This is a genomic window from Gilliamella sp. B3022 (genome assembly GCF_028751545.1).
Lineage (GTDB): Bacteria > Pseudomonadota > Gammaproteobacteria > Enterobacterales > Orbaceae > Gilliamella.
On sequence record NZ_CP071867.1, the window covers coordinates 1,707,619 to 1,732,954 of the forward strand.

The following is a 25,336-nucleotide window of genomic DNA, read 5'->3' on the forward strand; positions in this document are numbered from 1 at the left end:
ATATGATGATGAATAAAAATCGACGCTTTATTATTAAAACTGTATTGAGTTCGCTCATTCGTCGACGCTCACGTATTACTATTGCATTATTAGGCGTGGCGATTGGCGCAACGGTATTATTAGGTATGGTTACGCTTTGTTTTGATCTTCCAAGACAGATGGGGCAGGAGTTTCGTTCTTATGGTGCGAATTTATTATTATTACCTGGTAATAATCAACCAACGATGTCAATGGTTGATGTACAAAAAGCTGTAAGCTTATTACCACAAGATAAACTACTTGGCGTCACACCGTTTCGCTATGGTAATGTGCGCGTTAATCAGCAACCCTATACCATTGTCGGTACAAACTTCAATCAAATTACTAAAACCAGTCCTTATTGGCATATTGAGGGCGGTTTGCCCAAAAAAGACCATGAAGTGATGATTGGTACTGATGTAGCTAACTTTACCAATTTAAACGTTGGTCATGAAATATCAATTTCGGGTAAATCTAAGCAAGGTTCTCATTTTGATGAAGAGTTAACTATTACCGGTATTGTTAAAACCGGTAGAGCAGAAGATAATTTTATTTTTGTCGATCTTTATGATTTAGAACAGTTTTTCGAGGAGAGTGATCAAGCCGACGTTGTTGAAGTCAGTATCACTGCATCACAAAATGAGTTAAAGCATTATATAGAAGTCATTAAAAGCCAATCAGCCACAATTGAACCACATTTAATTAAATGGGTGACACAATCGGAAACTTCAGTATTAGGTAAGCTGTCATCATTACTTTATTTAGTGACTTTTATAGTATTAGTTTTGACCATGATTTGCGTGGCTACCACCATGATGACTGTCGTAATGGAGCGGCGTAAAGAAATAGGTCTTAAAAAGGCCATTGGTGCTAAGAATGAAAGTATCGCTAAAGAGTTTTTAGCGGAGGGATTAGTTTTGGGGATTGCTGGGGGGATAATTGGGGTGATTTGTGGGCTTATTTTTGCGCAGGTGATCAGTTCTAACGTTTTTGGTCGTTCAATCATTATTGAATTTTATTTGATACCCAGTACCGTTTTAATATCAGCAATTGTGACGGTTATTGCTTGTTTAATTCCCGTTAAACGTGCATTAGATGTTGAGCCAGCATTAGTATTGCGTGGCGAATAGGATGTAAAGTATGAATATACTCGAAGTTAATAATGTATCTAAGATTTATGGTTCTCTTCATGCCTTATCAGAGGTGAATTTAGTAGTTGAAGAGAGCAAGTGGTTATCTATTATGGGACCATCAGGCAGTGGCAAAACGACCTTGATGAATATTATTGGTTGTATGGATAAACCATCATTAGGATCAGTCATTTTAGATGGACAAGACATTACCCAATTATCTCTACCCGAATTAACCGAAATCCGCCGTGATAAAATTGGTCTTATCTTTCAACAATTTCATTTAGTGTCTTATTTAACTGCACTGGAAAATGTTATGGTGGCACAGTATTATCACAGCATGGTTGATGAAAAAGAAGCCATGCAAGCATTGGAAAGGGTCGGTCTTGCTGCTCGCGCTAAGCACTTGCCAAATCAGCTATCAGGTGGGGAACAGCAACGTGTGTGTATTGCCCGAGCCTTAATCAATTATCCAAAATTAATATTAGCCGACGAACCTACAGGTAATTTAGACGAAAGCAATGAAGCAATGGTTATGAATTTACTGCATCAACTGCACGAAGAAGGGAGTACTATTATTGTTGTGACTCACTCACTTGAAGTATCAAAACATGCACAAACAACTGTTGTGCTTGAACATGGCAAGGTTGCCCAAGTAATTAATAATTAACAAAAAGGTTTTAAATTATGCAAAATCGTATTGTTTCATCATTAGTTTATATCATTATTGGCATATTATTTATTTTATTTCCTCTGTATATTTTACCCGTTTGCCCACCAGAAACAGTTAACCTACCCACTGCAACCATGCATGGTCAAGCAGAGCATGTGCATGCGGGAGTTGGAAAAATTATGAAATGCTTTTGGACAGGTAGAGCTGAGATTGGCGTGGGGAGTATGATTATTGCAATTGGCATCTTGATGCTATTTTGTCGTAAAATTTTTCTGCGAATGGGATTGAGTATGGCGGTCGCCTGTATTTCGTTATTTGCTGCGGCTATTCCAACCATTTTAATTGGCGTATGCAGTAACGAGATGATGCGTTGTAATATGGGCGCTAAACCAGCGCTAGTATTATTGTCCGTGTTATTATTTATTGTATCACTTGTTAATATTTTCTATCTAAATAAAGCAGCCAGACGAAGCATTTTTTAGATATGCTCCATCTTTGTTAGGAAACAGGATAAAAACATGCAAGAACAACCCATTACTTTGGCTAATTTGGCGTGGCGAAACATTCAACGGCGGCCATTTCGCAGTTGTTGTTTAATTATCATTGTTGTGTTGTTTTCTGCCACACTTTTTGGTGGCAGTGTCATTATGAAAAACCTCAGTTTGGGAATTTCAGGTATGGCAGATCGCCTTGGCGCTGATATTTTGGTTGTTCCTTATGGTTACGAAAAAAATCTAGAAATAGCCTTATTACGTGGTGAACCAAGTAGCTTTTATTTAAAGGTTGATTTAGTTGATAAAATCAAGAACATAAAAGGAATACAAGCAATATCACCTCAGTTATTTATCGCTTCTCTCAGCGCAGGTTGTTGTACTGCAAAAGTGCAACTAATTGGCTTTGATCAGCAAAGTGATTTTGTGATCAAACCTTGGTTACAATCGCAACTAGCTGAGCCTCTTACTGATAATCAAATAGTGGTTGGATCGAAAATTAGCTCAAATATTGGCGATGAAGTTATGTTTTTCAATCATCCATTTAAAATAGCAGCTAAAATGGACAGTACTGGTATGGGCTTTGATACTTCGGTATTCATGACGATGCAAGCGGCACATACCTTAATGAAAGAAGCCGGATTAGTACAAGGCGATGTGGATCATTTTGCGGATTATGCTTCTTCAATTTTTATCAAAGTTGCTCCCGATTTTCAGCCTAGAGATATTGTGAATCAAATTATGCCAAAATATGCTATCGACTATAAACTCGATTTTGTTATAACTAAAGGTATGTTAAGTAAGATTTCCAAATGGTTAAATGGCTTTTCGGCAGTAGTATATAGTTTATCGGTAATTTTTTGGGTATTAGCAATAGTGATTATTTTTGTAATTTTCTCGTCAAGTTTAAATGAGCGCAAGCGAGAAATCAGTTTATTACGTATCTTAGGCGCGTCACGTCGAGATTTGGTAAAAATGTTGTTGCGTGAATCTTTGATTATTAGTGCGTTAGGTGGCTTAATGGGAATTTTATTAGCAGGCGTATTATTATATGCATTTAGTTTATTAATCTGCCAAACCATTGGTTTGCCATGCATTAATCTTTCTGTTATTGATGCGATAGGCTATGCCGTAGGAGTATTTGCATTAACTGTAATTATTGGTCCATTATCAAGTATCTATTCGGCTTTATCTATGACAAAATTTGATACTTATAGTACGCTCAGAGAGGGGGAATAATGGAACTGCATGTTAAAAATTTGCGTAAAGATTATCAACGTGCTCAGCAAACTTTTGCAGCAGTGAATAATATCAGTTTTAGCATGAAACAAGGCGATTTTAATTGCATTATGGGGAAATCCGGTAGTGGTAAAACCACGCTTCTGAATATTATTGCGGGTTTATTAACACCAACACAAGGAAAAGTAACCTTCAATGATGTAAATCTATTTGAATTAGATGATCAACAAGTATCGGCGTTTCGTAATCAGCATATTGGTTATATTCCTCAAGGCAGCAGTTTACTTTCTAATCTCACTGCAATAGATAATATTCGCTTACCCTTTTATTTAACTAAGCGTTCCAACCAGAATAGCTTAAGTTATGCACAGAAATTATTGGAAAAAGCCAAAGTCAGTTATTTGCAAGATGTGTATCCAGCAAATATGTCGGGCGGTGAAATGCGTCGTATTGCGATATTGAGAGCACTAATTTGCCAGCCACAAATTCTCATTGCCGATGAACCAACCAGTGATCTTGATGAGGAAAGTTCTAACGATATTATGCAACTGCTAAAAGAAATTAATCAACAAGGTACCACTTTATTGATTGTTACTCATGATAATGATGTGGCAAGTTATAGCCAAAATATTATGAACCTATCGGCAGGACGGTTGATTGATAAATAAGTCAATGTTCACTCACCTAATATTAAGTGAATACTGACTTATTGAGTTTGCATCACTTATTAAAGAAATAATGGATTACAATCCATGTCAATCATTATTTTATTAAGTTTTAACAGCGGTAATCCGACTAAAGAATTAATATCATCACCTTCTAATTTCTCAAACAGCGTTATACCGAGCTCATCACATTTAAAACTACCTGCACATTGTAAGGGCATCTCTTTTGCGATATAAGCCTCAATTTCTGCACAACTTAACTGACGAAAAGTGACTTTGAATGGCTCGCAAATAGTTGTTGATTGACCCGAACGAGTATTAATAACTGTCATACCGGTATAAAAATAGACTGTTTTGCCACTGCTATTGGCAAGTTGTTTACGAGCATTTTCAACCGTATGTGGTTTGCAAACAATTTTATCTTCCAAAACCCCCACCTGATCTGAGCCAATAATTAAACTATTTGGATATATGTCGACTAAGGATTGCGCTTTCAGATTCGCTAAACGTACCACTAATTGCTCGGCAGACTCTCCAGAAAGTGGCGTTTCGTCACAAATTGGTGGGACACATTCAAAAGGTATAGCGAATTTTTCAAGTACTTTTTTACGTGATAGTGATGTTGATGCTAAAATGATTCTCATATTGATTAGTCTCTTAAAATCCAAGCTGAAGGATGGGCATTAAATCCGATATGTTCATAATAATCAACTGCATTTGGTGCTGCTAGTAAAGTGATTGAGCATCCCTCATGAGTATTGTTTTTTACTTCTTTAATCAATTGTTTTCCAATACCTTGTTTTTGATAATTCTCATCCACAGCGAGATCAGCTAAATAAGTTATATAGACAAAATCTGTTAAACAACGGGCAATACCAATTAATTTATCATTATGCCACGCGGTTATAACTAAATTAGCATTATTTAACATAGCTTGAAATCGTGTTGAATCTGCAAGTGGTCGGCGTTCACCTAGTGAACAGTGACGATAAAGCTCAATAGCTTGTTCGAGTTCTGGTTTGATGTCAGAACGGTAAATGATATTACTCATGGTGATCTCCGTCATGAAATGAGCAAAAAAAAGTTTCATTTTTCTAAATTGGATTTAGGATATTATAGTGAGCATCAACTAACTTAACTATTAAAATAAAAAAATGAATCCAAATTGCGTATCCTAGTAATCAAAATCACGATTATCAAAATACAGAACAATTAAACCATATTGTTAATGATCTTTTATCCGGTTTTTTATCAAGGGGGAAAGTTTTATGTACAACAAAATTTTAGTACCAATTGATGTGCTTGAAGATGAGTTGACCCAAAAAGTCATCCCACATGTTGAATGTTTAGCAAAATTATCAAATGCTGAGGTGATTTTCTTTCATACTTTACCTTTAGCGTCAGCAATTGTGAATGCTTACTCATTTGGATTTGATGAATTTAAAGATAAAGCGACAGTAAAAACTGAACAGTGGTTAAATAAATTAATGGCTTCGGTTAATTTACCGCAAGAAAAATTGTCGTTTTCTATCGCGTTTGGTAACCCAAGGGATGAAATTCTTCATATTGCGGAAGAACTAAAACCCGATTTAATTATACTGGGATCTCGCCGCCCTAATATTACCACTCATTTATTAGGATCAAATGCAGCAGGTGTAGTTCGTAGCGCTCAAACCTCAGTTTTGGTCGTTCGTTAGTTTAGAGTTGTATTGTTTAAATCTATAGCGAGGAGCGAATAACTCCTCGTAAATAATTTGTAATCAGAGGATCTTTGTGAATACTCAAATCGATAACAATGCGATCTATTATAGGTTGTACATGTTATGAATATTCATTTTATTAATGACACATTGTTCTTAGATGTATTTATGCATAATTCTTAATATTGGTATCGATAAAATAGAAAACCAGATTTATTACTCGACTTAGTCATTATTTGGCATAACGAACAGATTAATTGACTCACGAAAAAGAAATAATTATTATTATATAATACAGATTATCATCTATATGTATCCTTGTTTTTTATGAAGATCAATATAGCATTTTGCAAATGAAGGATTATTGTATGGGCATAATGGAGAAACTGGACGATAGCTTAGCTTCGCTTACCGGACACTTATCATACACTAACTATCTGTTTTCAGTTGATAAGTTCGACGGGTTATCCGGTATTTTTGTCGTATCAATTAAAGGTCAAGCGTGGTCAAATGCACTTTGGCAATATCAGATGGATTTGACCTGCAAAGATAAGCAAATTTCAATTGCATCCTTCCATATCCAAGCCATCTTTCTGACTCTTCCTCTTAACCAATTTCCACTAGTAGTGACAAAAATCAGCTCATTTGGTCATGTTGTAAAAATAAGCAATTTGTACGGATTAATCACTGAATTTATTATTGTCGTAGAGAGCGAAGATCAAGCACATTGTCGAGTGAAGCGTGAGGTACGCAGATTTAATGATAGTTTTTCACTGTGTTAGGGATTTACAAGTCAGCAGTAAAATTATGCTAAGTCAGTTGTAACGATCCTAGTTATTGGATAAGTGACTTTATAACTAATCACTTATCAAAAAATGATGTAACCAATAAAGGAATAAGGAAATAGAATGGACAAAAATAATGATCCCCAAAGTGCCGTATTTCACACAGTACCACGTTCAAATAAGAAAATGGAAAAAATTCATATTGAAAAAGAGCGTAAAGTTATACCTATTATTTTTTTGCCTGGCGTAATGGGAAGTAATTTAAAGGTAAAATCTACAAACGGTAAGGATTCAAATACGAAAAAAGTTTGGCGTTTAGATAGTTCGGCTTCAGTAGCTGGTTGGGCACTTTGGGGTGTTGGTGGAGCCAAAGCAAGAAAAAAAGAACTTGATCCTGAAAAAACAGAGGTAGATTACCGTGGAACTGTTATTGATGCAGCAGAAAAGGAAATTTCGAATATAAAAAAACAATACATCAAAGATATTGCTAAGTATAGCAAATATCAGGTTAATAAAATTTATGACGAAACAGTAATAAGAAATCAAAAAATAAAGCAAGCAATCAATAACCATCCTGAAAATCGGCTCTTTGGTGTTCGTCGAGCAAGAGGATGGGGAAGCGTTGGTTATAAGAGTTATGGCAAGTTTTTAGAAACCTTTCAATCATACTTATTTCAACCAAATGGACAATTATCCAGTAAAGTAAAAAGTCTGATTAAAGCTTTACCTTTTGAGTTAGAAAAAGGATCAAAAGCAAAGTTAACGTTTAATAATGATCAGATTCAGATCTTTAAAAATTATGATTTCCCTCTTTATGCGATGGGTTATAACTGGCTAGAATCTAATGAAAAAAGTGCAAAAAGACTTAAAATCCTAGTTGAAGAGACAATCCCAAGATTTTATAAAAAACGAGGCAGAACTTGCGATAAAGTGATTTTAATTACCCATTCTATGGGCGGATTGGTTGCGCGTTATTATACTGAAGTTCTGGGTGGGCGTGAAAAAGTATACGGTGTGATTAACGGTGTACAACCTTCGACGGGAGCTGCTGCCGCTTATACCCGCATGAAACGAGGAAGTGAAGCTTATGGTAGTAGTACTATGATAAATTGGGCTACTGCAAATGTTTTAGGGAAAGATGCTGCAGAAATGACGGCTGTGTGTGCTCAAGCTCCTGGTCCATTACAATTGTTACCTAGCGAAAAATATGTATCAAAATGGTTAATCATTACTGCTCCTAACGGAAAATCATACTCGTTTCCTCAAAAGAATCCTTATGATGATATTTATTTAAATAAATATCACTGGTGGTGCGTTTGTGAACCGCATTTAATTAATCCATTAAATTCAAAGCATGATTTAGCTACAATGCGAATTGATTGGCAAAACTATAAAAAGTTAATTTATAGAGATGTTAAACCTTTTCATGAAAAGATCGCTAATAAATATCATCCCAATACCTATGTGTTTTTCGGAATAGAAAATAACAGAAATAAAATGCGTAAACAGTTTTTTACCTATCAAACTGTACATTGGCAAGGTAAGGTTATTAAAGGGTATCAAAAAGAGGAAAAACGACCAGCAATGAATCATATTGGTGCTAATAATCGATTAGATTTAAACGAGATAACTGAAATCAGAACTCTTAAAGCAAGCTTCAATGATTGGAAAGAGGTTAAACGCGATTATCATTTTTTTTGGGGAACCCAAACCGTTTCGGAAAAAAGAGGCAATATTGCGGAAGAATACACATTAAAAAAAGCCGATAGCAATGGCGATGGTACCGTACCACAAAGTTCTGGTGAAATTCCACTTAATCAGATTCAAGCTCGTATGCATATACCCGTTGAACATGAACCTGCGTATCAAAATGCAATCGGTCAAGAGTTTGCTTTGCGTGCAATAGTCGATATTATTCAGAAGGTTATATAATGATCCATAACTTAAAACTTAATAAAAAACATTTTTTTTTAATTGTCATTTTATTCGTGATTACCCTCTTTAGTTACCAATTTTTTAGCAAGGATATACATATGGCAACTTTATCAACTGAACAACAACAACAGGTCGATGAGCTACTTACTGATACGGCTACCCGTTGCTTAGGAACATATTTAATTGATTTACCAAAACAATTTAAATCATCCAAAGTAAATTCATTCAAATATGATTATAATCAAGGCATTAATATCGCAACCAATCAGCAATATTTTCCCCCTTTTAAACAGATGCTAGCCCGACGAGAACAAGAGTTAAAAAACACTCAACCAGACGATCCTATTGATGGTAAATTTTTAAAAGCAATCTACCCTTTGTCAGTTGCAAATAGTGCTGAAATAGAAGGTCTTATTTTTGAACGGATGCAGAGTGAGGGAGTTCCTGATGTAGCCCGAATTTTAGAAGGTTATCGTTGGCAGGACGAAGTTACCTTCAAAATTGAAATGGAAGCTACCAATGGTTCGGCCAGTCGGTATGATGAGGATAGAAAAAAATATCCAGATATCCATAATAACGATGTGCCGGAAAAGATAGTGCAAATGCGAAAATTGTTTGAACGCATTCGTGTTCGTGATGATTTTACTGTTCCAAACGAACCTGGTTTTTGTTTTACAAATGGCTTTATGCAAGGCGATGATGACAAACCAAAAGAAATCGATTTCATTTATCGTTATGAAGATAGGGATGATTTTTATTTTCGTATTACATTTAATAATTATGCTGGAGGTTATTCGTTATTTGATATTCCTGACTATTTTATTATTCAGGGTGAAGGGCAAAAAATTTATAAAGGGACACGTGAGAGTCACAATCTGCATTTAGAGGAAATAATTGTTAAAAGTAAGGATTTTAACGATGAAAACCTCGATGAATTTAAAAAAGAGAGTTATATCTTTAATTTAGGCATTAATATGGAAGAGCCTGATAATAAAAATCCCAACTTATTGGTTGAAATGTACTATATTGTCCCACTTGATAGCCGTAAAGCCTATAGTGAAGATCAGTTAATGGTCATATGGCGTGAAGTAACCAGTAGTATTCGTATTCGTGAAATAAAAAATCAATAACGATATTCATAAAAGTTCTAAATATTTATTCTCTTTACTAATTTATCATCCTTGATGATTGTTGTAATCTGTAAATAAGTTTTTAGTATAACGTAATTAGAATTCAATTAATTCTCTCTTATAAATGATTAAGTATTAAAAAATTGCTTTAGATGTTGTTCGAATAATGGTTGAATTTTTATAAATATTTCCATTACTAAAGGTAAAATAAACGAGTAATACTCAATTTATTTTTACCATTGAATTTATTTATTTAATTTTTCAAAAAGAGTTTAAATTAAAACAATTCTCCTTAAAAAGATCTATACTGATTTATTTTAAGGAGAATTCCGTCAAAATTTTTTCATTTTCAGTGATATTTTATTTTTGATGTTGGACAATAAAACAGCAGTGAATTTGCTTATTACGTTTAAAGTCCAAAGATAATGTTTTATTGGTGATCTCTTGATAAGTCAATCCAAGGTTTTGCATACCAGTATTATCCATTTTAAAACCACGTTTATTGTTTGAAAACACAATGATTCCATTTGGTCTTAATAACCGTTTTAGATGTGTCATTATTTTTAAGTGATCACGTTGTACATCAAAAGTATCACTCATCCTTTTTGAATTCGAAAATGTAGGCGGATCAATGAAAATTAGATCGAATTGACCATCACTTTGTTCTAAATACAATAAGCAATCAGCTTGAATTAAGCGGTGCTGTCGACCAGTTAAACCATTTTGTTTCAAATTACGATCGGCCCATTGTAAATAAGTACGTGACATATCAACTGTCGTTGTTGATTTAGCGCCACCTAGTCCAGCATAAACAGTTGCACTACCAGTATAAGCAAACAGATTTAAAAAATCTTTACCAGAACTCATCTCACCAATCATTTTGCGTGCTAAACGATGATCTAAAAACAGCCCAGTATCTAAATAATCAGTCACATTTACCCAAAATTGAGTTTTGTGTTTATTAATGGCATATTCATGCACTAAAAAATAATCCTGTTTTTGGCTCAACTTTTGATATTGCTGTTTGCCTTTTTGCTTTTCACGAGTTTTTAAAACTAACTGATCGGCAGTAAGTTCTAGCACTGACATTGTGGCGTTGATAATATCAAACAGTCGTTGCCGAGTTTTTTGTGGTTCAATATTTTTAGGTGCTGCATATTCCTGTACTATTATTTTATCTTTATAACGATCGATAGCTACATTGTATTCAGGTAAATCGGCATCATAAAGGCGATAACATTCTAGCTGTTCTTGTGCAGCCCACTTTTCAAGCTTCTGCTTATTTTTTCGTAAACGATTAGCAAAATCAGCGGCTGGCAATATGGGGGTACTGACTTGTTCGGTAGAACGTTGCGCAATTGTATAATTTTTTTGTACGCAATCTAATGGACCATTCTTCGCTTTAAATTGTCTTTCGGCACGCATTTGTAAACAGTCTAATAATTGTGGCGCAGCACTAAATAAAGAAAGTCGCCAGCCACCAAAATATTGTTTAATTTGACGACCAAGCGCTGTATGCAATGCAACAAGAGCAGGTTCACTTTCTAATCTTTCGCCATAAGGAGGGTTACTGATTATCATACCCATTACATCATCAGGCAGTGGATTGGTTAACTGCGTTACATCTTGCAGTGCATAGGTAATCAAATCGCCTACACCAGCTTGAATGGCATTTTGTTTTGCTCGCTCTAAAACAACGGCATTATTGTCGTAACCGATAAATGGTGTATTTGGTTTACTAATATTATGTTTAGCAGCAAATAAGAGTTCATTCCAAAGTTTTGCATTAAAACCTTTCCAGGCGAAAAATCCCCACTGTTTTCTCAATAAACCTGGTGGAATTTTTGCAGCGATCATTGCCGCTTCGATCAATAGTGTTCCCGAACCACACATTGGATCGATTAATGGCGTGTCTATCTGCCATCCTGATCGCATAATGATTGCTGCCGCTAAGTTTTCTTTTAATGGAGCCTGCCCAGTTTGCTGACGATAACCACGTTGATGCAAACTACTGCCACTCAAATCTAATGACAGTGTTACACGGTTCTTATTTAAATAAGCATGAATACGAATATCTGGATCTTGCTTAGCGATATTAGGACGCTCGTTAGAATGACGAGAAAAGTGATCAACAATTGCATCTTTAATTTTGAGTGCGCCATATTGGCTATTACGAATAAAATCGTTGACACCAACAAAATTAATGACAAAGGAGTTATCAACTGCAAAAATATCTGGCCATTTAAGATTAAATACACACGAATAAAGATCTAAATCACTGTAAATATCAAACTCCGCAATGGGCAATAAAATACGCGATGCCAAACGAGACCATAATAATGATTGATATAGTGTTTTTTCATCCGCGTCAAAAAAAACACCACCCTGGGCGATTTTACAATCGACCGAACCTAACTCTTCTAACTCTTTTTTTAATAACTCTTCAAGCCCGCGCGACGTGCTGGCAAATAGTGTTTTCATGCATAATCCACTTAACAATAAAATTGAATGCATTATAGCGAGTTATTTTTATTGTGGGAAATAAAGGATAATCCTTTTTGGATCTTGATGATTTTTGAGTATGAAAACAGTAAATTTTGTAAAAAATATTTAGGAGTCTATACCGTTTCATTAGAAATTCAAACTTACATTCAACCCCGAATGTACGAATCTTAATTCAAAAGGAGGAGACTATAAAAAAGTAAATGATTTGTCTGTCACCGACAAAATTTGAATAGCATAATGAAATATAAATCACCCTGAAATTGAAAATTTTTGTTGTGTCAATAGATAGAAACTATTACAGTTTTTTTGCCAAACTGAGAGCCATACTTAACTTAGTTTGTTATGATTTAATAGAAGGATTGAATGTGTAGGTAAATTGTTTCAAAATTAATGCCATTGGTAAGGAACCATGTTTATAATAGTTCTCCCTTTATGTGATCTTGATTAAGACCAGTTTTTGTTTTTCGATGAGTCCTTGGTTTTTTATTAACCAACTGTTTTAAAGATGAATTTTCTCTCTTTAAGGGATGCAGTGAATATTTTGTTTATTAATCATACGTACCGTCAGATCCGTAATAGCGATAATCAGTGCTGAGCGTATCATTTGTTGATATCGATTTTGATAGATGGATGACTTTAATGTATCGACAATACCAGAATCCTTGGCTTTTTGATGTTGTGAATCCCAATTTGATGGCAGTACCATATCATGTAATAGACTAATCGGACCTAATATTTCATCGTCGAGGTAAGTGTATTTTTTATCGTCATGATCAAGTTCGTCTAATATGGCAATTAATAGCTCGACATCTTCATACTCTTCGTGCGTTATGATTCCAAACACATAAAGTAATTTTAAACAGATGGATGTATCATTGAGCGGACCATTTTTATCAATGAGTGAAGGTATGACAAATTTTATAGCGTGAGGTTCTTTACGAAAGGACTTTATAAGCAATTGACTAATAATGCTATTGATCATTTTTATCGCCTCCGCCAGCAAGCTGTGTATGTCAGCTTGCTGGTTGAGTTTTTCAAGTATTGTGTTTTCTGCTAATGTTGATTCTAGCATTATTCATTTAGTATTGATGATGTTGCATGGAAGTATAAAGTTGTTCAATTTGACAAACAATAGGATTATTGATTTCGATACCTGAAATATCACAAAATGTTTGAATTAAGCCTTTTTCAACGATTTGTTTATTTAAGTCAATAGCTTGATGGTCATCAACATTGTAATAATTAAGTGCTGCTGCAATACCGATGAGCAAGTTGTTATTGCTTAGTTCATATTCAAATGTGCCAAGTAGCGGTTTAACTAATCGATCGTTAGACCCTAATTTACGAATGGGTTGACGACCAACGCGAGCTGTATCGTCTTGGAGATATGGATTTTCAAAGCGCGTAAGGATCTTTTCAATATAGGTTTGGTGTTTAGCAGGGTCAAAATTGTAACGTTTTATCAGTACTTGACCGCTTTCCTGCATTGCTCCTTGTACAACTGTGCGAATGCTATTAACTAAAATAGCATCACGGATGGTTGCAATATTATTGTAAAATCCTAAATAAGCGGTGATGGCATGACCTGTATTTAAAGTAAATAATTTACGTTCGACAAATGCCATTAAATTATCGACTGGTTCCATACCTTTGATTGATGGGATATCGCCAATAAATTGATTTTTATCAACAATCCATTCCGAAAATGTTTCAACTGTGACTTCTAAAATATCGCCTATTTTAGATGTTGCTGGTGGTACGATGCGGTCAACGGCTGAATCAACAAAGCCAATATGACTGTTCATCCATGAGTGGAGTTCATAAGGTATGTATTTAAATACTTCTTGTTTTAATTGGCTGGTTCCTCGTACCATGTTTTCACAAGCAATGATATTAAGTGGTGCGTTGTTGGTTTGTTGATATCTTGCAATCAATCCTTTTGCCATATCTTCAGCAATCCGAGCTAAAATCTGTGGACCCACTGCGGTGGTTACTAAATCGACTGTTCCAATATAGTCAATCACTTCGGACGATGAGCTATTAATCGCGTCAACATTGTGAACAATTTCAGTGGTTGATTGCTCGCCCACCACATTAACAGGGTACTGATGACGTTTGGCAATTTCGTCAATCACTTGTTGGTTAACATCGACAAATGTTACATGAATACCTGCGTCTGATAATAATTTACCGATAAATCCGCGCCCAATATTGCCAGCGCCAAAATGTAATGCTTGCATTTTTTACCTTTAATTTGTATTTAATATAATTGGTTTAACAACTTTCCTTAAGTAAAGTGAAGGAAGTCATTGTGATGTCATACTTAACTTAATATTGCTAACACTTCATCAAAACGAGAGGTATTGGATAGTTTGGCAATAAGGTTTGGATCGTCCAGCGCGTTAGTTAATTTGGCTATGACATCTAAATGTTCGTTATTGCGTGCAGCGATGCCAATAACGATTTTGGCTTTGTCATTCGCTTCTTCACCAAATTCTATTCCAGCTGGATATTGACAAAAGACGATACCGGTATTGATGACACTATCTTTGGCTTCAATTGTGCCATGAGGTACAGCAATGGATTGGCCAAGATAAGTTGAAGTTAGCCGTTCACGCTCTAGCATTGCTTCAATGTAAGCGGATTTAACATAGCCGTTATCCATTAATTTTTGCCCTGCAAAACGGATTGCTTCTTCTTTGTTTTGAGCGGTTAAACCTAAAAAGATGTCCTTTTCTGTGAATTGAAATAATGGTTGGATATTATGCGTTGATGTTTCAATATTACTACGATTAATATTGCTAACACCTTGTGCAACAATCAATTCGTTTACAAGTTGGCTATATAAATCACTGTTTAAGAAATTAGTTAATGAGATGTGATGTGCATTGGGTGCATATTGTTTTGCTCGTTGAGTTAAATCTCTATGAGTAATAACGATATCGGTATCGGAGGTTAGATTGTTGATGGCAAGATTAATAACACAAATGTCTAAATTAGCATCTTGTATTTTTTTGCGAAGTACACCTGCACCCATTGCACTCGATCCCATCCCTGCATCGCAAGCTACAACAATTTTTTTCACATTATCAAGATTAAATGTTTCAGTTTTTAAAGCTTTGTATTCATCCTTCATCGCTATGACATCTGATTTTGCATCTTCAAAGCTTTTATCGATATTTTTAGTTGTTTTTAATAATACGATTGATACTAAGAATGATACTGTCGTTGCGGCTAGGACCGAGGTAATCACACCAAGCATTGAATCTTTAGGCGTTACTGCTAATAGGGCAATAATTGAACCTGGTGAAGCGGGGGAACTTAAGCCTGAATTAAAAAGGGTAAGTGTAAATACACCTGTCATCCCACCTAAAATCATGGCAATAATTAAGCGAGGATTCATTAACACATATGGGAAATAAATTTCATGAATACCACCAAAGAAGTGAATGATTGCAGCACCACTTGCTGAACCTTTTGCCGCGCCTTTACCAAAAAGCATATAAGCAAGTAATAATCCCAAACCTGGTCCAGGATTAGCTTCAATTAGAAAGAATATTGATTGTGTATGTTCGGCTGCTTGTTGAATACCAAGTGGTGAAAATATACCATGGTTAATTGCATTATTTAAAAATAAGATTTTTGCTGGTTCAACAATAATAGAAGTGAGTGGTAATAAATTATGTTGCACCATAAAGTCAACACCGCTTGCAAGTACCTTAGATGCGACAACTACTGAAGGTCCAATGGCAAAGAATGATAATAAAGCAAGGAGCATACCAATAATACCGGCTGAAAAATTATTGACTAACATTTCAAAGCCACTTTTGATTTTACCGTCTATGGTCTTATCAAATTGTTTAATCACCCAGCCACTTAATGGACCTACAATCATAGCCCCTAAGAACATTGGAATGGATGCTCCAACAACCACACCCATAGTTGTTACGGCTGCAACGACACCTCCTCGTTCTCCATGAACTAATTTACCGCCACTATAGCCAATGAGCAGTGGCAATAAATAAGTGATCATTGGACCAACGAGTTTGGCAACATTTTCATTAGGATACCAGCCCGTTGGAATAAAAATTGCCGTTATAAATCCCCAAGCAATAAAAGCCCCGATATTAGGCATCACCATATTACTTAAGAATCGCCCAAAGTTTTGGACTTTTAATTTAATATTTAATGTTGTCATAAAATGCATCTTTCCTTATTGATGAATATAATTATTATGCTTTTATTTTATAGGGATTTATTCATAATATTCATCTGGAATAATGAGTAAATGTGACCCTTATCACACTTCAAAAAACAGGGTATTTTCTGATTATGTGATGTGGTTCACACTTGCAAAATGGTTAAATGCTTGGAAGGATGTTTGGCATAAATTTTATGCCAATGGTTTGTGATGCTTGTCTGATTTTTATTGATCTTTACCCATAATAATTGACCCTTATGGTCTTAATAATTATGGGTTTGGTTTTACTCGACTGTTACCGACTTTGCTAGATTCCTGGGTTGGTCGACATCTGTGCCTTTGATTAATGCCACATGGTAAGCCAGTAATTGAGTTGGTACAGTGTAGTAGATTGGTGCGGTAAGCTGTTCAATATGGGGTAAATTAATAATATGCATGGTGTCGTCGCTGACAAAACCGGCATCTTGCTCAGCAAATACATAAAGTTGACCACCACGAGCACGGACTTCTTCAATATTGGACTTTAATTTTTCCAACATTTCGTTAGTTGGTGCCATAACTATTACCGGCATGTCTGCATCAATTAATGCTAAAGGACCATGCTTGAGTTCACCAGCAGCGTAAGCTTCAGCATGAATGTATGAGATTTCTTTTAGTTTTAATGATGCTTCCATAGCAATTGGGTATTCATCGCCTCGCCCTAAGAATAGAGCGTGATGCTTATCAACAAATTGACTGGCGAGTTTTTTAATTTGTGGTTCACACATTAATACCTGTTCAATACGATTTGGTAAGGTTTGTAATGCGTGAACAATGGCTTGTTCTGTGCTTTCTGCCATGTCATTGAGTCGCCCCAATTTGGCAACTAATAACAGCAATACCGTTAATTGAGTAGTAAATGCTTTTGTGGACGCAACACCTATTTCTACCCCAGCTTTAGTTAATAGTACTAATTCTGCTTCACGAACAAGGGTTGATGCTGCTACATTACACACTGCGAGTGTACTTAGGTAGTCGATTTCTTTTGCTAGCCTTAGTGCGGCTAAAGTGTCTGCAGTTTCACCTGATTGCGATAACGTGATAAATAAGCTGTTTTTTCGACGTGCTGGTTTACGATAGCGAAATTCTGACGCTATTTCGACATCGCAAGCAATACCGGCTAAAGCTTCAAACCAATAACGAGCAACCATACCAGCATTATAAGCAGTACCACATGCCACGATTTGAATATGTTCAACTTGTTTTAAAATATTTTCGGCACGCTCCCCTAGTTCAGATAAATCTACTCTTCCATGTGCCATACGACCTTCAAGCGTATTTTTTATAGCATTAGGTTGTTCGTAGATCTCTTTTTGCATATAGTGGTTGTGTCCTGCTTTGCTCCCAGCGTCATATCTGGCATCGGATTCAATACGTGGACGGGTAACATGTTGATAATTTTTATCTATGATTGTAATCGCGCTGTGGCCAATAAGGGCAATATCACCTTCTTCTAAAAAGATAAATTGACGTGTGACTGGTAATAATGCAAGTTGATCTGAGGCAATAAAATTTTCACTCATACCACAACCAATCACTAAGGGGCTGCCCGAACGTGCAGCGACTAATATATCAGGGTTACGAGTATCCATTATCACAGTGCCATAAGCCCCACGTAGCTGTGGTATCGCTTTTTGGACAGCATCAAATAATGAGCAATCTTCAGTTGCAATGATGTCATGAATTAGATGAGCAATAACTTCAGTATCGGTTTCGGAACGGAACTGGTAACCTTTAGCAATGAGCTGTTCTCGTAATGGTTCAAAGTTTTCAATAATACCGTTGTGCACCACACTAATAAATCCGGAAACATGTGGGTGGGCATTATGTTCAGCCGGTTCACCATGTGTTGCCCAGCGTGTGTGGGCAATACCAGTTGAACCTTTGAGTGGGTGCGCATCGACGGCATCTTTTAGGGCTTGAACTTTGCCAACGCGACGAACGCGTTGTAATTCGCCTTGTGGCGATATAATGGCAAGCCCAGCAGAATCATAACCGCGATATTCTAATCGTTTTAAACCTTCTAGTAATATATCAGCAACATCACGTTTGGCCACACCACCAACAATTCCACACATAGTCTATTCCTCGTTGTTTAATTTAGTTGGACGTTTCCAACCAGCAAATTGCTTTTGTTTTACTCGGCTTACTACTAATTCGTTATCATTAACATTATTGGTGACAGTAGTACCTGCAGCGATGGTTGCACCTTTACCAACTTTAACTGGGGCAATGAGTTGGGTATCTGAGCCTACAAATACATCATCTTCAATGATGGTTGTCAATTTATTGGCACCATCATAATTACAGGTAATCGTGCCTGCACCAATGTTGACATTGCTACCGATTTGGCTATCGCCAAGATAGCTTAAGTGTCCAGCTTTGGTTGCTTTGCCTAAATGCGCTTTTTTAAGTTCAACAAAGTTACCAACGTGTACTTGTTCGTCAAGTTCTGAACCTGGTCTTAATCGTGCAAAAGGTCCAATTGTACATTGCTTAGCAATGGTTGAATTTTCAATTATGCTGTATGGGCTGATAACGGAATCATCATCAATACGGCAATTTTTTAAGATACACCCTGCGCCAATAGTAACGTTATTACCGAGTGTTACATCACCTTCAATAATGACATTACTATCAATTACGACATCTTTACCATGGGTAAGAGTGCCACGTAAATCAAAACGGTTTGGATCAAGTAGGGTTACACCTGAAAGTAATAGATTTTGTATTTGTTGATGTTGATAGTGTCGTTCTAATATCGCTAACTGTAATCGATTATTCACACCTTCAACTTCGAATTGCTTTATTGGATGAGAGGTGAGAATTTCGTAACCATCTTGATTAGCAAAAGCAATGATATCAGTCAAATAATACTCTTTTTGTGCATTATTATTGGTTAATCGCGTTAGCCAATTTTTTAATAGTTTGCCCGTTACTAACATAATCCCAGTATTGACTTCATTGATTTTTTGCTGCTCTGATGAAGCATCTTTTTCCTCTATAATCGCAACGACTTTGCCATTTTTCCGCTCAATACGCCCATAACCGGTAGGGTCATCAAGTACAACAGTCAATAACGCAATACCTTGTTTGGGTTTACTGGCAATTAAATTTTGTAAGGTTGGTATTGATATAAGTGGGGTATCGCCATATAAAATTAAGATGTCTTCGTCATCTTCAATATAGGCAATAGCTTGTTGTACTGCATGTCCAGTACCAAGCTGTTGATCTTGATAAACCCATTGTACAGGTTGATCTTTAAACGCATTTTTAAGCTGTTGTTTACCATGACCATAAACAACATTGATGCGATTGGTATTAAGTTGTTTAACTGTATCAATTACATGTTGAAGCATCGGTTTGTTACCGATTTTATGTAAAACTTTAGGAAGGTTGGAATACATCCGTGTGCCTTTTCCTGCCGCCAAAATAATTGCACTAAGTTTTGGGGGTGAAATTGCCATATTCATTTCCGATCAGGTTAAATTAGTATAATACTATAATCAAAGTTTTTTAGTAAATCATCCACAATTTATTAATTTTTATCATAAAAAAAGTTACATCTACTTTAATGATTATCTCTTTTAATTATGAAAATTGTGTTCTAAAAAATATTTTCAATATAGATTCAAGACTTAAGTCGATGTTTCAAATTCTATAATAAATAGAGGCAATGTTTCGATGAGTAATAAAAAGGTAATTAGTCCTGTTTCCATTCAGATTTCATCAATGTGATATAGAAATGTCAAAAAAGCTATTATGATTTGCCACAAAGGTTTAGTTATGATTCAAATAGCCGATAATTTCAATGCATAGATCAGTGGGCAACCGTTCAAAACTATAATCTACTTTTTAACCAAAAAAAGAAAATCCATTCAACAAAATTAAGTTAGCCATTCTGATTAGATATGATGATTTAAGTAAATATAAAGTACTGATTAATCTTTAACGTTTATATATAATAGGTTTCGCTTGCTATCCTATAGTCAGTTAATTACGACTAAATGAATTAAAAAGTTGCAGGTATAAACCCTTTAATAGGAAATTTAAAAATGAAAGTTTTATTACTCTATACTACTTACGAAAAGCAAACATTTAAAATTATGCAGCGTATCGAAAATCAACTCGCGGGTAAATGTGATTGTGATGTCATTGAGCTTTTACCAACGATGAATATCGATCTTACAAAATATCAAGCAGTTTTGTTAGGATGTTCTATTCGTTATGGATTTTACAATAAAGTAATGAAAAAATTTATTGATGATAATTATCAGCAATTAAATAAAATTAAATCGGGTTTTTTTGGTGTGAATGTTGTGGCCAGAAAGCCGCATAAAAATACCCCTGAAACCAATTTGTACACGAGAAAATTCTTAGCTAAAATCGCATGGAAACCAACAATTAAAGCCGTTTTTGCTGGCGCACTTTATTATCCCAAATACAATTGGTTTGATCGTAATATGATTCGTTTTATTATGTGGCTAGGTAAGGGTGATACAGACGTGACAAAACCTATCATTGAGTATACCGATTGGGCTAAAGTTGATCAGTTTGCAACACAATTTTATACTCAAACGTATAGATAACCCTAAACTTCTTGTCAAAATAGATTAATATTTTTGTAATGTTATCAAGTAATGACGTTCTTTTAAATAAACTTTGTGATATAGATCAACATTTGGGCTAAAAAGGTGTACAATATCGCGCCTAAAGAATCTATCTCCTAATTGGGATTTTAATTGTGATTGAAAATTTAAGAAATATTGCCATTATTGCGCACGTTGACCATGGTAAAACAACTTTGGTTGATAAATTGTTAAAACAATCAGGTACGCTAGATAATCTGCGTGGTGACGACAATGAACGTATAATGGACTCTAATGCGCTTGAAAAAGAGCGTGGTATTACCATTTTAGCTAAAAATACAGCGATTGACTGGAATGATTATCGTATAAATATTGTCGATACCCCAGGTCATGCTGATTTTGGTGGTGAAGTTGAGCGTGTTATGTCGATGGTTGACTCGGTGTTATTGTTAGTCGATGCTATGGATGGACCAATGCCACAAACTCGTTTTGTCACACAAAAAGCGTTTGCTTATGGTTTAAAACCAATTGTAGTAATTAATAAAGTTGACCGTCCAGGTGCGCGTCCAGATTGGGTTGTTGATCAAGTATTTGATCTGTTTGTAAACTTAGGTGCAACTGACGAGCAGCTCGATTTCCCTATTGTTTATGCTTCTGCATTAATGGGTATCGCTGGTTTAGATCATGAAAATATGGCTGAAGATATGACACCATTATTTGAAGCTATCATTAAACATGTTGAGCCTCCAAAAGTGGATTTAGATGGGCCATTCCAAATGCAAATTTCTCAACTTGATTATAATAATTATGTTGGGGTTATTGGTATCGGTCGAATCAAACGAGGTCGCGTAAAACCAAATCAACAAGTGACGATTGTTGATAGTGAAGGTAATAAACGTACTGGTAAAGTAGGGCAAGTCTTAGGTCATTTAGGTTTACAACGTTATGAAGCAGAAGTTGCCGAAGCCGGTGATATAATTGCGTTAACTGGCCTTGGTGAATTAGGTATTTCTGATACGATTTGTGATAACAGCTGCATTGAAGCATTACCAGCATTAACTGTTGATGAACCAACTGTTACTATGTTCTTTAATGTTAATAGTTCACCGTTTGCAGGTAAAGAAGGTAAATTTGTGACTTCTCGTCAAATTCTTGAACGTTTGAAGAAAGAACTTGTACATAATGTGGCACTTCGAGTTGAAGAAACGCCTGATCCTGATGCATTTAGAGTCTCTGGTCGCGGTGAATTACACTTATCGGTATTAATTGAAAATATGCGTCGTGAAGGTTATGAACTTGGGGTTTCTCGTCCTAAAGTTATCTTCAAAGAAATCGACGGTAAAAGACAAGAACCATTTGAACAAGTAACCCTTGATATTGAAGAACAACATCAAGGTTCTGTGATGGAAGCGCTTGGTTTACGTAAAGGTGATCTGACTAATATGTTACCAGATGGTAAAGGTCGAGTGCGTTTGGATTATGTCATTCCAAGTCGTGGTCTTATCGGTTTTAGAACGGAGTTTATGACCATGACATCGGGTACTGGTTTGCTATATTCTACATTTAGTCATTATGACGATGTACGACCGGGTGAAATTGGTCAACGCATTAATGGGGTTATGATTTCAAATGGTACGGGTAAAGCATTAGCTTATGCACTTTATAGCTTACAAGATCGTGGTAAATTATTCCTAGGTCATGGTGCTGAAGTTTATGAAGGTCAAATTATTGGTATTCATACTCGTTCAAATGATTTAACCGTTAACTGTTTAACGGGTAAAAAATTGACTAATATGCGTGCATCAGGTACTGATGAAGCAACCACACTTTCACCGCCAGTTAAAATGTCGTTAGAACAAGCATTAGAATTTATTGATGATGACGAATTAGTGGAAGTAACACCATTATCTATCCGTTTACGTAAACGTCATCTAACTGAGAATGATCGTAAACGTGCGTTTAGAAGCAGTAATAAAGACTAATCTTTGTTATTAATCTGAAAGATAGGATATAATAACTGAATAAAAAACCTCGCTATTTAGCGAGGTTTTTTTTGGCTTTGACTCTAGCAATCGCATCAGCAATCGATTGTTTGCGATCGCTTGGGCTAGTTTGACTGCTGTGATTTATAGGCATTGTGTGTGGAAATAGTATCGTAGGTGGTACAAGTTGATTGTAATTTAAGCGTTGTTGCTTTTTCTCAGTCAGTCGTAACTCTTCATTTTCACTTAATGCTATACCTAATGTACTTAATGTAATACAGTCTGTTGGGCACGTATTGATGCAATTACTGCACGAAGTACATAACTGCGGTAATACGGTGTGTAATACTTGTTTGCTGCCGACAATGGCATCGGTTGGGCAAACGCGAATACATTTACCACAGCCAATACAATTTTCTTCGTCAATAAAAGCTTTATATTGTTGTTTGGTTTGCATAATTACTTTTTGCATTAACTTAAACCTATAATATTACCATCCTTGTCAATATCAATTTGTCGATAAGCCGGATTGGTACCCAGTCCAGGCATAGTCATTACATTACCAGCATAGACTCGAATAAATCCAGCACCAGCAGAAATCGCTAAATGACTGATATCAACATCAAAATCCGTTGGTACATTCTTTAAGTTGGGATCGGCACTGATTGACATTGGCGTTTTGGCAATACAAAGCGGCAGGTGATCGAGTTTTAATGCTTCGATCTCTTTGATATTGTCAAGCGCTTTTTTGGAAAGATTTGCTTTATTGGCACCATATTTTTTTACCATGGTTTGAATTTTTTCAATTAAAGGCATATTATCCGGATAAGGTAACTTAATTTCACTTGGCGTATCACAAGCTTTAATAATATGTTGTGCCAGTTTTTCAGCGCCCTGACCACCATGGGTAAATACTTCACTCACTTCACAAGCAAACGCACCATGGTCAATAGCATATTTTTGTAAGAAAGTGAGTTCTTCCTCACTATCATGGGGAAAGCGATTAATAGCAACAATTACCTTTAAACCATAACTTTTAGCATTGTTAATGTGCCATGCTAAGTTAGCTGCACCAATTTCGAGTAGTTCTACATTCGATTCTGAGATCTCTTTAGGGATGGCTTGTCCTGGTTTAATGTTATATCTACCACTGTTTGATTTCAGGCTGCGAACAGTAGCGACTAACACCACACAAGACGCTTTTATACCTGCTTGACGATATTTGATATTGAAGAACTTTTCCATTCCCATATCAGAACCAAATCCAGCTTCAGTAATAACATAATCAGCCAGTTGCAAGGCAATGCGGTCAGCGATCACCGAGGAGTTACCATGAGCTATATTAGCAAAAGGTCCAGCATGAATTAGTACAGGAGTATGCTCAACAGTTTGCATTAAATTTGGATTAATGGCATTTTTTAATAGTACAGTCATTGCACCCGCAACTTCAAGTTGTTCCGCTGTGATGGGGTCGCCTTGAGTATTATACGCTAAAATAATTCGACCAATACGTGCGCGCATATCATGTAAATCAGAAGCCAATGCTAAAATTGCCATCAGTTCTGATGCAGCAGTAATTTCAAAACCATCACGGCGTTCAATACCGTTTACGCCACCACCGACGCCAACATTGATATGCCGTAATGCGCGGTCGTTATGATCTATGACACGTTTCCAGACGATACGATTGACATCAATATTTAAACGTTGTAAACCAGTCTGTGTGGTAAATTCGTCACCTAAACGTTCTTCATGATAAAGACGTGCATCTAATGCAGCTGATGCCAAATCGTGAGCTGCGGTGATAGCATGAATATCGCCAGTTAAATGCAAATTTAGGGTTTCCATCGGTAAAACTTCGGCTTGACCGCCACCGGCAGCACCACCTTTCACGCCAAATACCGGACCTAAACTTGGTTGACGAATACACGCTATCGCTGTTTTACCAATATAATTTAATCCTTCACTAAGTCCAATCGTATTAACAGTTTTACCTTCGCCGAGAGGAGTTGGGGTAATAGCAGTAACCAGTATCAATTTACCCTTTGGTTTGTTTTGATTTGTTTTAAGAATGGATAAATCGATTTTTGCGACATGTTTACCATAAGGTAAAACATATTGTTTAGGAATATTATATTGCTGTGCTATTTCAGTAATTGGACGTAAAGACATAAAGATTCTCATTGAATGATAATGTTGAGGTATCAGTATAATTAATTTGAATTGCCGAATAAAGCGACAATTTTATCTTTGT

At 35.9% G+C, this 25,336-nt stretch carries 21 protein-coding genes; 11 read left to right on the forward strand and 10 right to left on the reverse strand.

The features are described 5' to 3' along the window. Positions 1-5: 5 nt before the first annotated feature. Genes J4T76_RS07715 through J4T76_RS07735 form a run of 5 tightly spaced genes read left to right on the forward strand, consistent with a single transcriptional unit; the run spans position 6 to position 4,219 of the window. Positions 6-1,148: an ABC transporter permease gene (locus J4T76_RS07715; RefSeq protein ID WP_267354605.1), complete on the forward strand. Its 1,143-nt coding sequence runs from the start codon at positions 6-8 to the stop codon at positions 1,146-1,148. Positions 1,149-1,158: 10 nt separating this feature from the next. Then, the gene (locus tag J4T76_RS07720) at positions 1,159-1,818 is read left to right on the forward strand and encodes an ABC transporter ATP-binding protein (protein WP_267339813.1); all 660 of its coding nucleotides are present in this window, start codon (positions 1,159-1,161) and stop codon (positions 1,816-1,818) included. 17 nt (positions 1,819-1,835) lie between these two features. Further along, entirely contained in the window at positions 1,836-2,303 is a 468-nt protein-coding gene (locus J4T76_RS07725) for a DUF4418 family protein (protein ID WP_267339811.1), read from the forward strand. Between the two features lie 36 nt (positions 2,304-2,339). Further along, a complete protein-coding gene (locus J4T76_RS07730) occupies positions 2,340-3,551 on the forward strand; it encodes an ABC transporter permease (protein ID WP_267354606.1) in 1,212 nt (403 codons plus the stop codon). Next, positions 3,551-4,219 (forward strand): ABC transporter ATP-binding protein, encoded by a 669-nt coding sequence (locus J4T76_RS07735; RefSeq protein ID WP_267339807.1) that lies wholly within the window; start codon positions 3,551-3,553, stop codon positions 4,217-4,219. The genes J4T76_RS07730 and J4T76_RS07735 overlap by 1 nt, the downstream gene beginning before the upstream one ends. A 59-nt stretch (positions 4,220-4,278) precedes the next feature. Here J4T76_RS07735 and J4T76_RS07740 read toward each other — a convergent pair whose 3' ends face one another. Continuing rightward, positions 4,279-4,860 carry a Maf family protein gene (locus J4T76_RS07740; protein ID WP_267339806.1) on the reverse strand — a complete coding sequence of 194 codons (582 nt, stop codon included), beginning with the start codon at positions 4,858-4,860 and terminating at the stop codon, positions 4,279-4,281. Between the two features lie 5 nt (positions 4,861-4,865). Continuing rightward, positions 4,866-5,267, reverse strand: coding sequence for a GNAT family N-acetyltransferase (locus J4T76_RS07745; protein ID WP_267339805.1), 402 nt, complete (start codon positions 5,265-5,267; stop codon positions 4,866-4,868). Between the two features lie 217 nt (positions 5,268-5,484). On the opposite strand from J4T76_RS07745, the gene J4T76_RS07750 reads away from it, so the two are divergent. The 4 genes from J4T76_RS07750 (at position 5,485) to J4T76_RS07765 (ending at position 9,766) form a co-directional block, all read left to right on the forward strand. Beyond that, positions 5,485-5,913 carry a universal stress protein gene (locus tag J4T76_RS07750; RefSeq protein WP_267355578.1) on the forward strand — a complete coding sequence of 143 codons (429 nt, stop codon included), beginning with the start codon at positions 5,485-5,487 and terminating at the stop codon, positions 5,911-5,913. A 371-nt stretch (positions 5,914-6,284) separates the two neighbouring features. After that, positions 6,285-6,698, forward strand: a complete 414-nt coding sequence (locus J4T76_RS07755) for a hypothetical protein (protein WP_267355580.1) — start codon at positions 6,285-6,287, stop codon at positions 6,696-6,698. A gap of 126 nt (positions 6,699-6,824) precedes the next feature. Further along, positions 6,825-8,633 carry a lipase family alpha/beta hydrolase gene (locus J4T76_RS07760; protein WP_267355582.1) on the forward strand — a complete coding sequence of 603 codons (1,809 nt, stop codon included), beginning with the start codon at positions 6,825-6,827 and terminating at the stop codon, positions 8,631-8,633. Between the two features lie 101 nt (positions 8,634-8,734). Continuing rightward, complete coding sequence (locus tag J4T76_RS07765) at positions 8,735-9,766, forward strand: T6SS immunity protein Tli4 family protein (protein ID WP_267355584.1); 1,032 nt, start codon at positions 8,735-8,737, stop codon at positions 9,764-9,766. A 360-nt stretch (positions 9,767-10,126) separates the two neighbouring features. On the opposite strand, the gene rlmKL is transcribed toward J4T76_RS07765, so the two are convergent. From rlmKL to glmU, 6 genes are all read right to left on the reverse strand, one after another. Then, positions 10,127-12,247, reverse strand: a complete 2,121-nt coding sequence (gene rlmKL, locus J4T76_RS07770) for a bifunctional 23S rRNA (guanine(2069)-N(7))-methyltransferase RlmK/23S rRNA (guanine(2445)-N(2))-methyltransferase RlmL (RefSeq protein WP_267355586.1) — start codon at positions 12,245-12,247, stop codon at positions 10,127-10,129. 544 nt (positions 12,248-12,791) lie between these two features. Next, entirely contained in the window at positions 12,792-13,343 is a 552-nt protein-coding gene (locus J4T76_RS07775) for an MltR family transcriptional regulator (RefSeq protein WP_267339797.1), read from the reverse strand. Positions 13,344-13,350: 7 nt separating this feature from the next. After that, on the reverse strand, positions 13,351-14,511 hold the full coding sequence (locus tag J4T76_RS07780; protein WP_267339795.1) for a mannitol-1-phosphate 5-dehydrogenase: 1,161 nt from the start codon (positions 14,509-14,511) through the stop codon (positions 13,351-13,353). An 83-nt stretch (positions 14,512-14,594) separates the two neighbouring features. Beyond that, positions 14,595-16,469 (reverse strand): PTS mannitol transporter subunit IICBA, encoded by a 1,875-nt coding sequence (locus J4T76_RS07785; protein WP_267339793.1) that lies wholly within the window; start codon positions 16,467-16,469, stop codon positions 14,595-14,597. A gap of 287 nt (positions 16,470-16,756) precedes the next feature. Then, positions 16,757-18,589, reverse strand: coding sequence for a glutamine--fructose-6-phosphate transaminase (isomerizing) (glmS, locus tag J4T76_RS07790; RefSeq protein WP_267339792.1), 1,833 nt, complete (start codon positions 18,587-18,589; stop codon positions 16,757-16,759). A 3-nt stretch (positions 18,590-18,592) separates the two neighbouring features. After that, positions 18,593-19,972, reverse strand: coding sequence for a bifunctional UDP-N-acetylglucosamine diphosphorylase/glucosamine-1-phosphate N-acetyltransferase GlmU (gene glmU, locus J4T76_RS07795; RefSeq protein WP_416380549.1), 1,380 nt, complete (start codon positions 19,970-19,972; stop codon positions 18,593-18,595). Positions 19,973-20,566: 594 nt separating this feature from the next. Here glmU and hemG point away from each other — a divergent pair. Further along, the gene (gene hemG, locus J4T76_RS07800) at positions 20,567-21,100 is read left to right on the forward strand and encodes a menaquinone-dependent protoporphyrinogen IX dehydrogenase (protein WP_267339789.1); all 534 of its coding nucleotides are present in this window, start codon (positions 20,567-20,569) and stop codon (positions 21,098-21,100) included. Between the two features lie 155 nt (positions 21,101-21,255). Continuing rightward, the gene (gene typA, locus J4T76_RS07805; RefSeq protein ID WP_324123778.1) at positions 21,256-23,082 is read left to right on the forward strand and encodes a translational GTPase TypA; all 1,827 of its coding nucleotides are present in this window, start codon (positions 21,256-21,258) and stop codon (positions 23,080-23,082) included. 52 nt (positions 23,083-23,134) lie between these two features. Here the strand turns inward: typA and J4T76_RS07810 are convergent, their stop codons facing one another. After that, entirely contained in the window at positions 23,135-23,554 is a 420-nt protein-coding gene (locus J4T76_RS07810) for an RnfABCDGE type electron transport complex subunit B (protein ID WP_267355590.1), read from the reverse strand. Further along, positions 23,554-25,254 (reverse strand): formate--tetrahydrofolate ligase, encoded by a 1,701-nt coding sequence (locus J4T76_RS07815; protein WP_267339787.1) that lies wholly within the window; start codon positions 25,252-25,254, stop codon positions 23,554-23,556. The genes J4T76_RS07810 and J4T76_RS07815 overlap by 1 nt, the downstream gene beginning before the upstream one ends. Positions 25,255-25,336: the final 82 nt, after the last annotated feature.

Bases quoted from the DNA above. Each gene is read 5' to 3' on its own strand.
- J4T76_RS07715 (WP_267354605.1), top strand. From the start codon at position 6: ATGATGAATAAAAATCGACGCTTTATTATTAAAACTGTATTGAGTTCG.
- J4T76_RS07720 (WP_267339813.1), top strand. From the start codon at position 1,159: ATGAATATACTCGAAGTTAATAATGTATCTAAGATTTATGGTTCTCTT.
- J4T76_RS07725 (WP_267339811.1), top strand. From the start codon at position 1,836: ATGCAAAATCGTATTGTTTCATCATTAGTTTATATCATTATTGGCATA.
- J4T76_RS07730 (WP_267354606.1), top strand. From the start codon at position 2,340: ATGCAAGAACAACCCATTACTTTGGCTAATTTGGCGTGGCGAAACATT.
- J4T76_RS07735 (WP_267339807.1), top strand. From the start codon at position 3,551: ATGGAACTGCATGTTAAAAATTTGCGTAAAGATTATCAACGTGCTCAG.
- J4T76_RS07740 (WP_267339806.1), bottom strand. From the start codon at position 4,860: ATGAGAATCATTTTAGCATCAACATCACTATCACGTAAAAAAGTACTT.
- J4T76_RS07745 (WP_267339805.1), bottom strand. From the start codon at position 5,267: ATGAGTAATATCATTTACCGTTCTGACATCAAACCAGAACTCGAACAA.
- J4T76_RS07750 (WP_267355578.1), top strand. From the start codon at position 5,485: ATGTACAACAAAATTTTAGTACCAATTGATGTGCTTGAAGATGAGTTG.
- J4T76_RS07755 (WP_267355580.1), top strand. From the start codon at position 6,285: ATGGGCATAATGGAGAAACTGGACGATAGCTTAGCTTCGCTTACCGGA.
- J4T76_RS07760 (WP_267355582.1), top strand. From the start codon at position 6,825: ATGGACAAAAATAATGATCCCCAAAGTGCCGTATTTCACACAGTACCA.
- J4T76_RS07765 (WP_267355584.1), top strand. From the start codon at position 8,735: ATGGCAACTTTATCAACTGAACAACAACAACAGGTCGATGAGCTACTT.
- rlmKL (WP_267355586.1), bottom strand. From the start codon at position 12,247: ATGAAAACACTATTTGCCAGCACGTCGCGCGGGCTTGAAGAGTTATTA.
- J4T76_RS07775 (WP_267339797.1), bottom strand. From the start codon at position 13,343: ATGCTAGAATCAACATTAGCAGAAAACACAATACTTGAAAAACTCAAC.
- J4T76_RS07780 (WP_267339795.1), bottom strand. From the start codon at position 14,511: ATGCAAGCATTACATTTTGGCGCTGGCAATATTGGGCGCGGATTTATC.
- J4T76_RS07785 (WP_267339793.1), bottom strand. From the start codon at position 16,469: ATGACAACATTAAATATTAAATTAAAAGTCCAAAACTTTGGGCGATTC.
- glmS (WP_267339792.1), bottom strand. From the start codon at position 18,589: ATGTGTGGAATTGTTGGTGGTGTGGCCAAACGTGATGTTGCTGATATA.
- hemG (WP_267339789.1), top strand. From the start codon at position 20,567: ATGAAAGTTTTATTACTCTATACTACTTACGAAAAGCAAACATTTAAA.
- J4T76_RS07810 (WP_267355590.1), bottom strand. From the start codon at position 23,554: ATGCAAAAAGTAATTATGCAAACCAAACAACAATATAAAGCTTTTATT.
- J4T76_RS07815 (WP_267339787.1), bottom strand. From the start codon at position 25,254: ATGTCTTTACGTCCAATTACTGAAATAGCACAGCAATATAATATTCCT.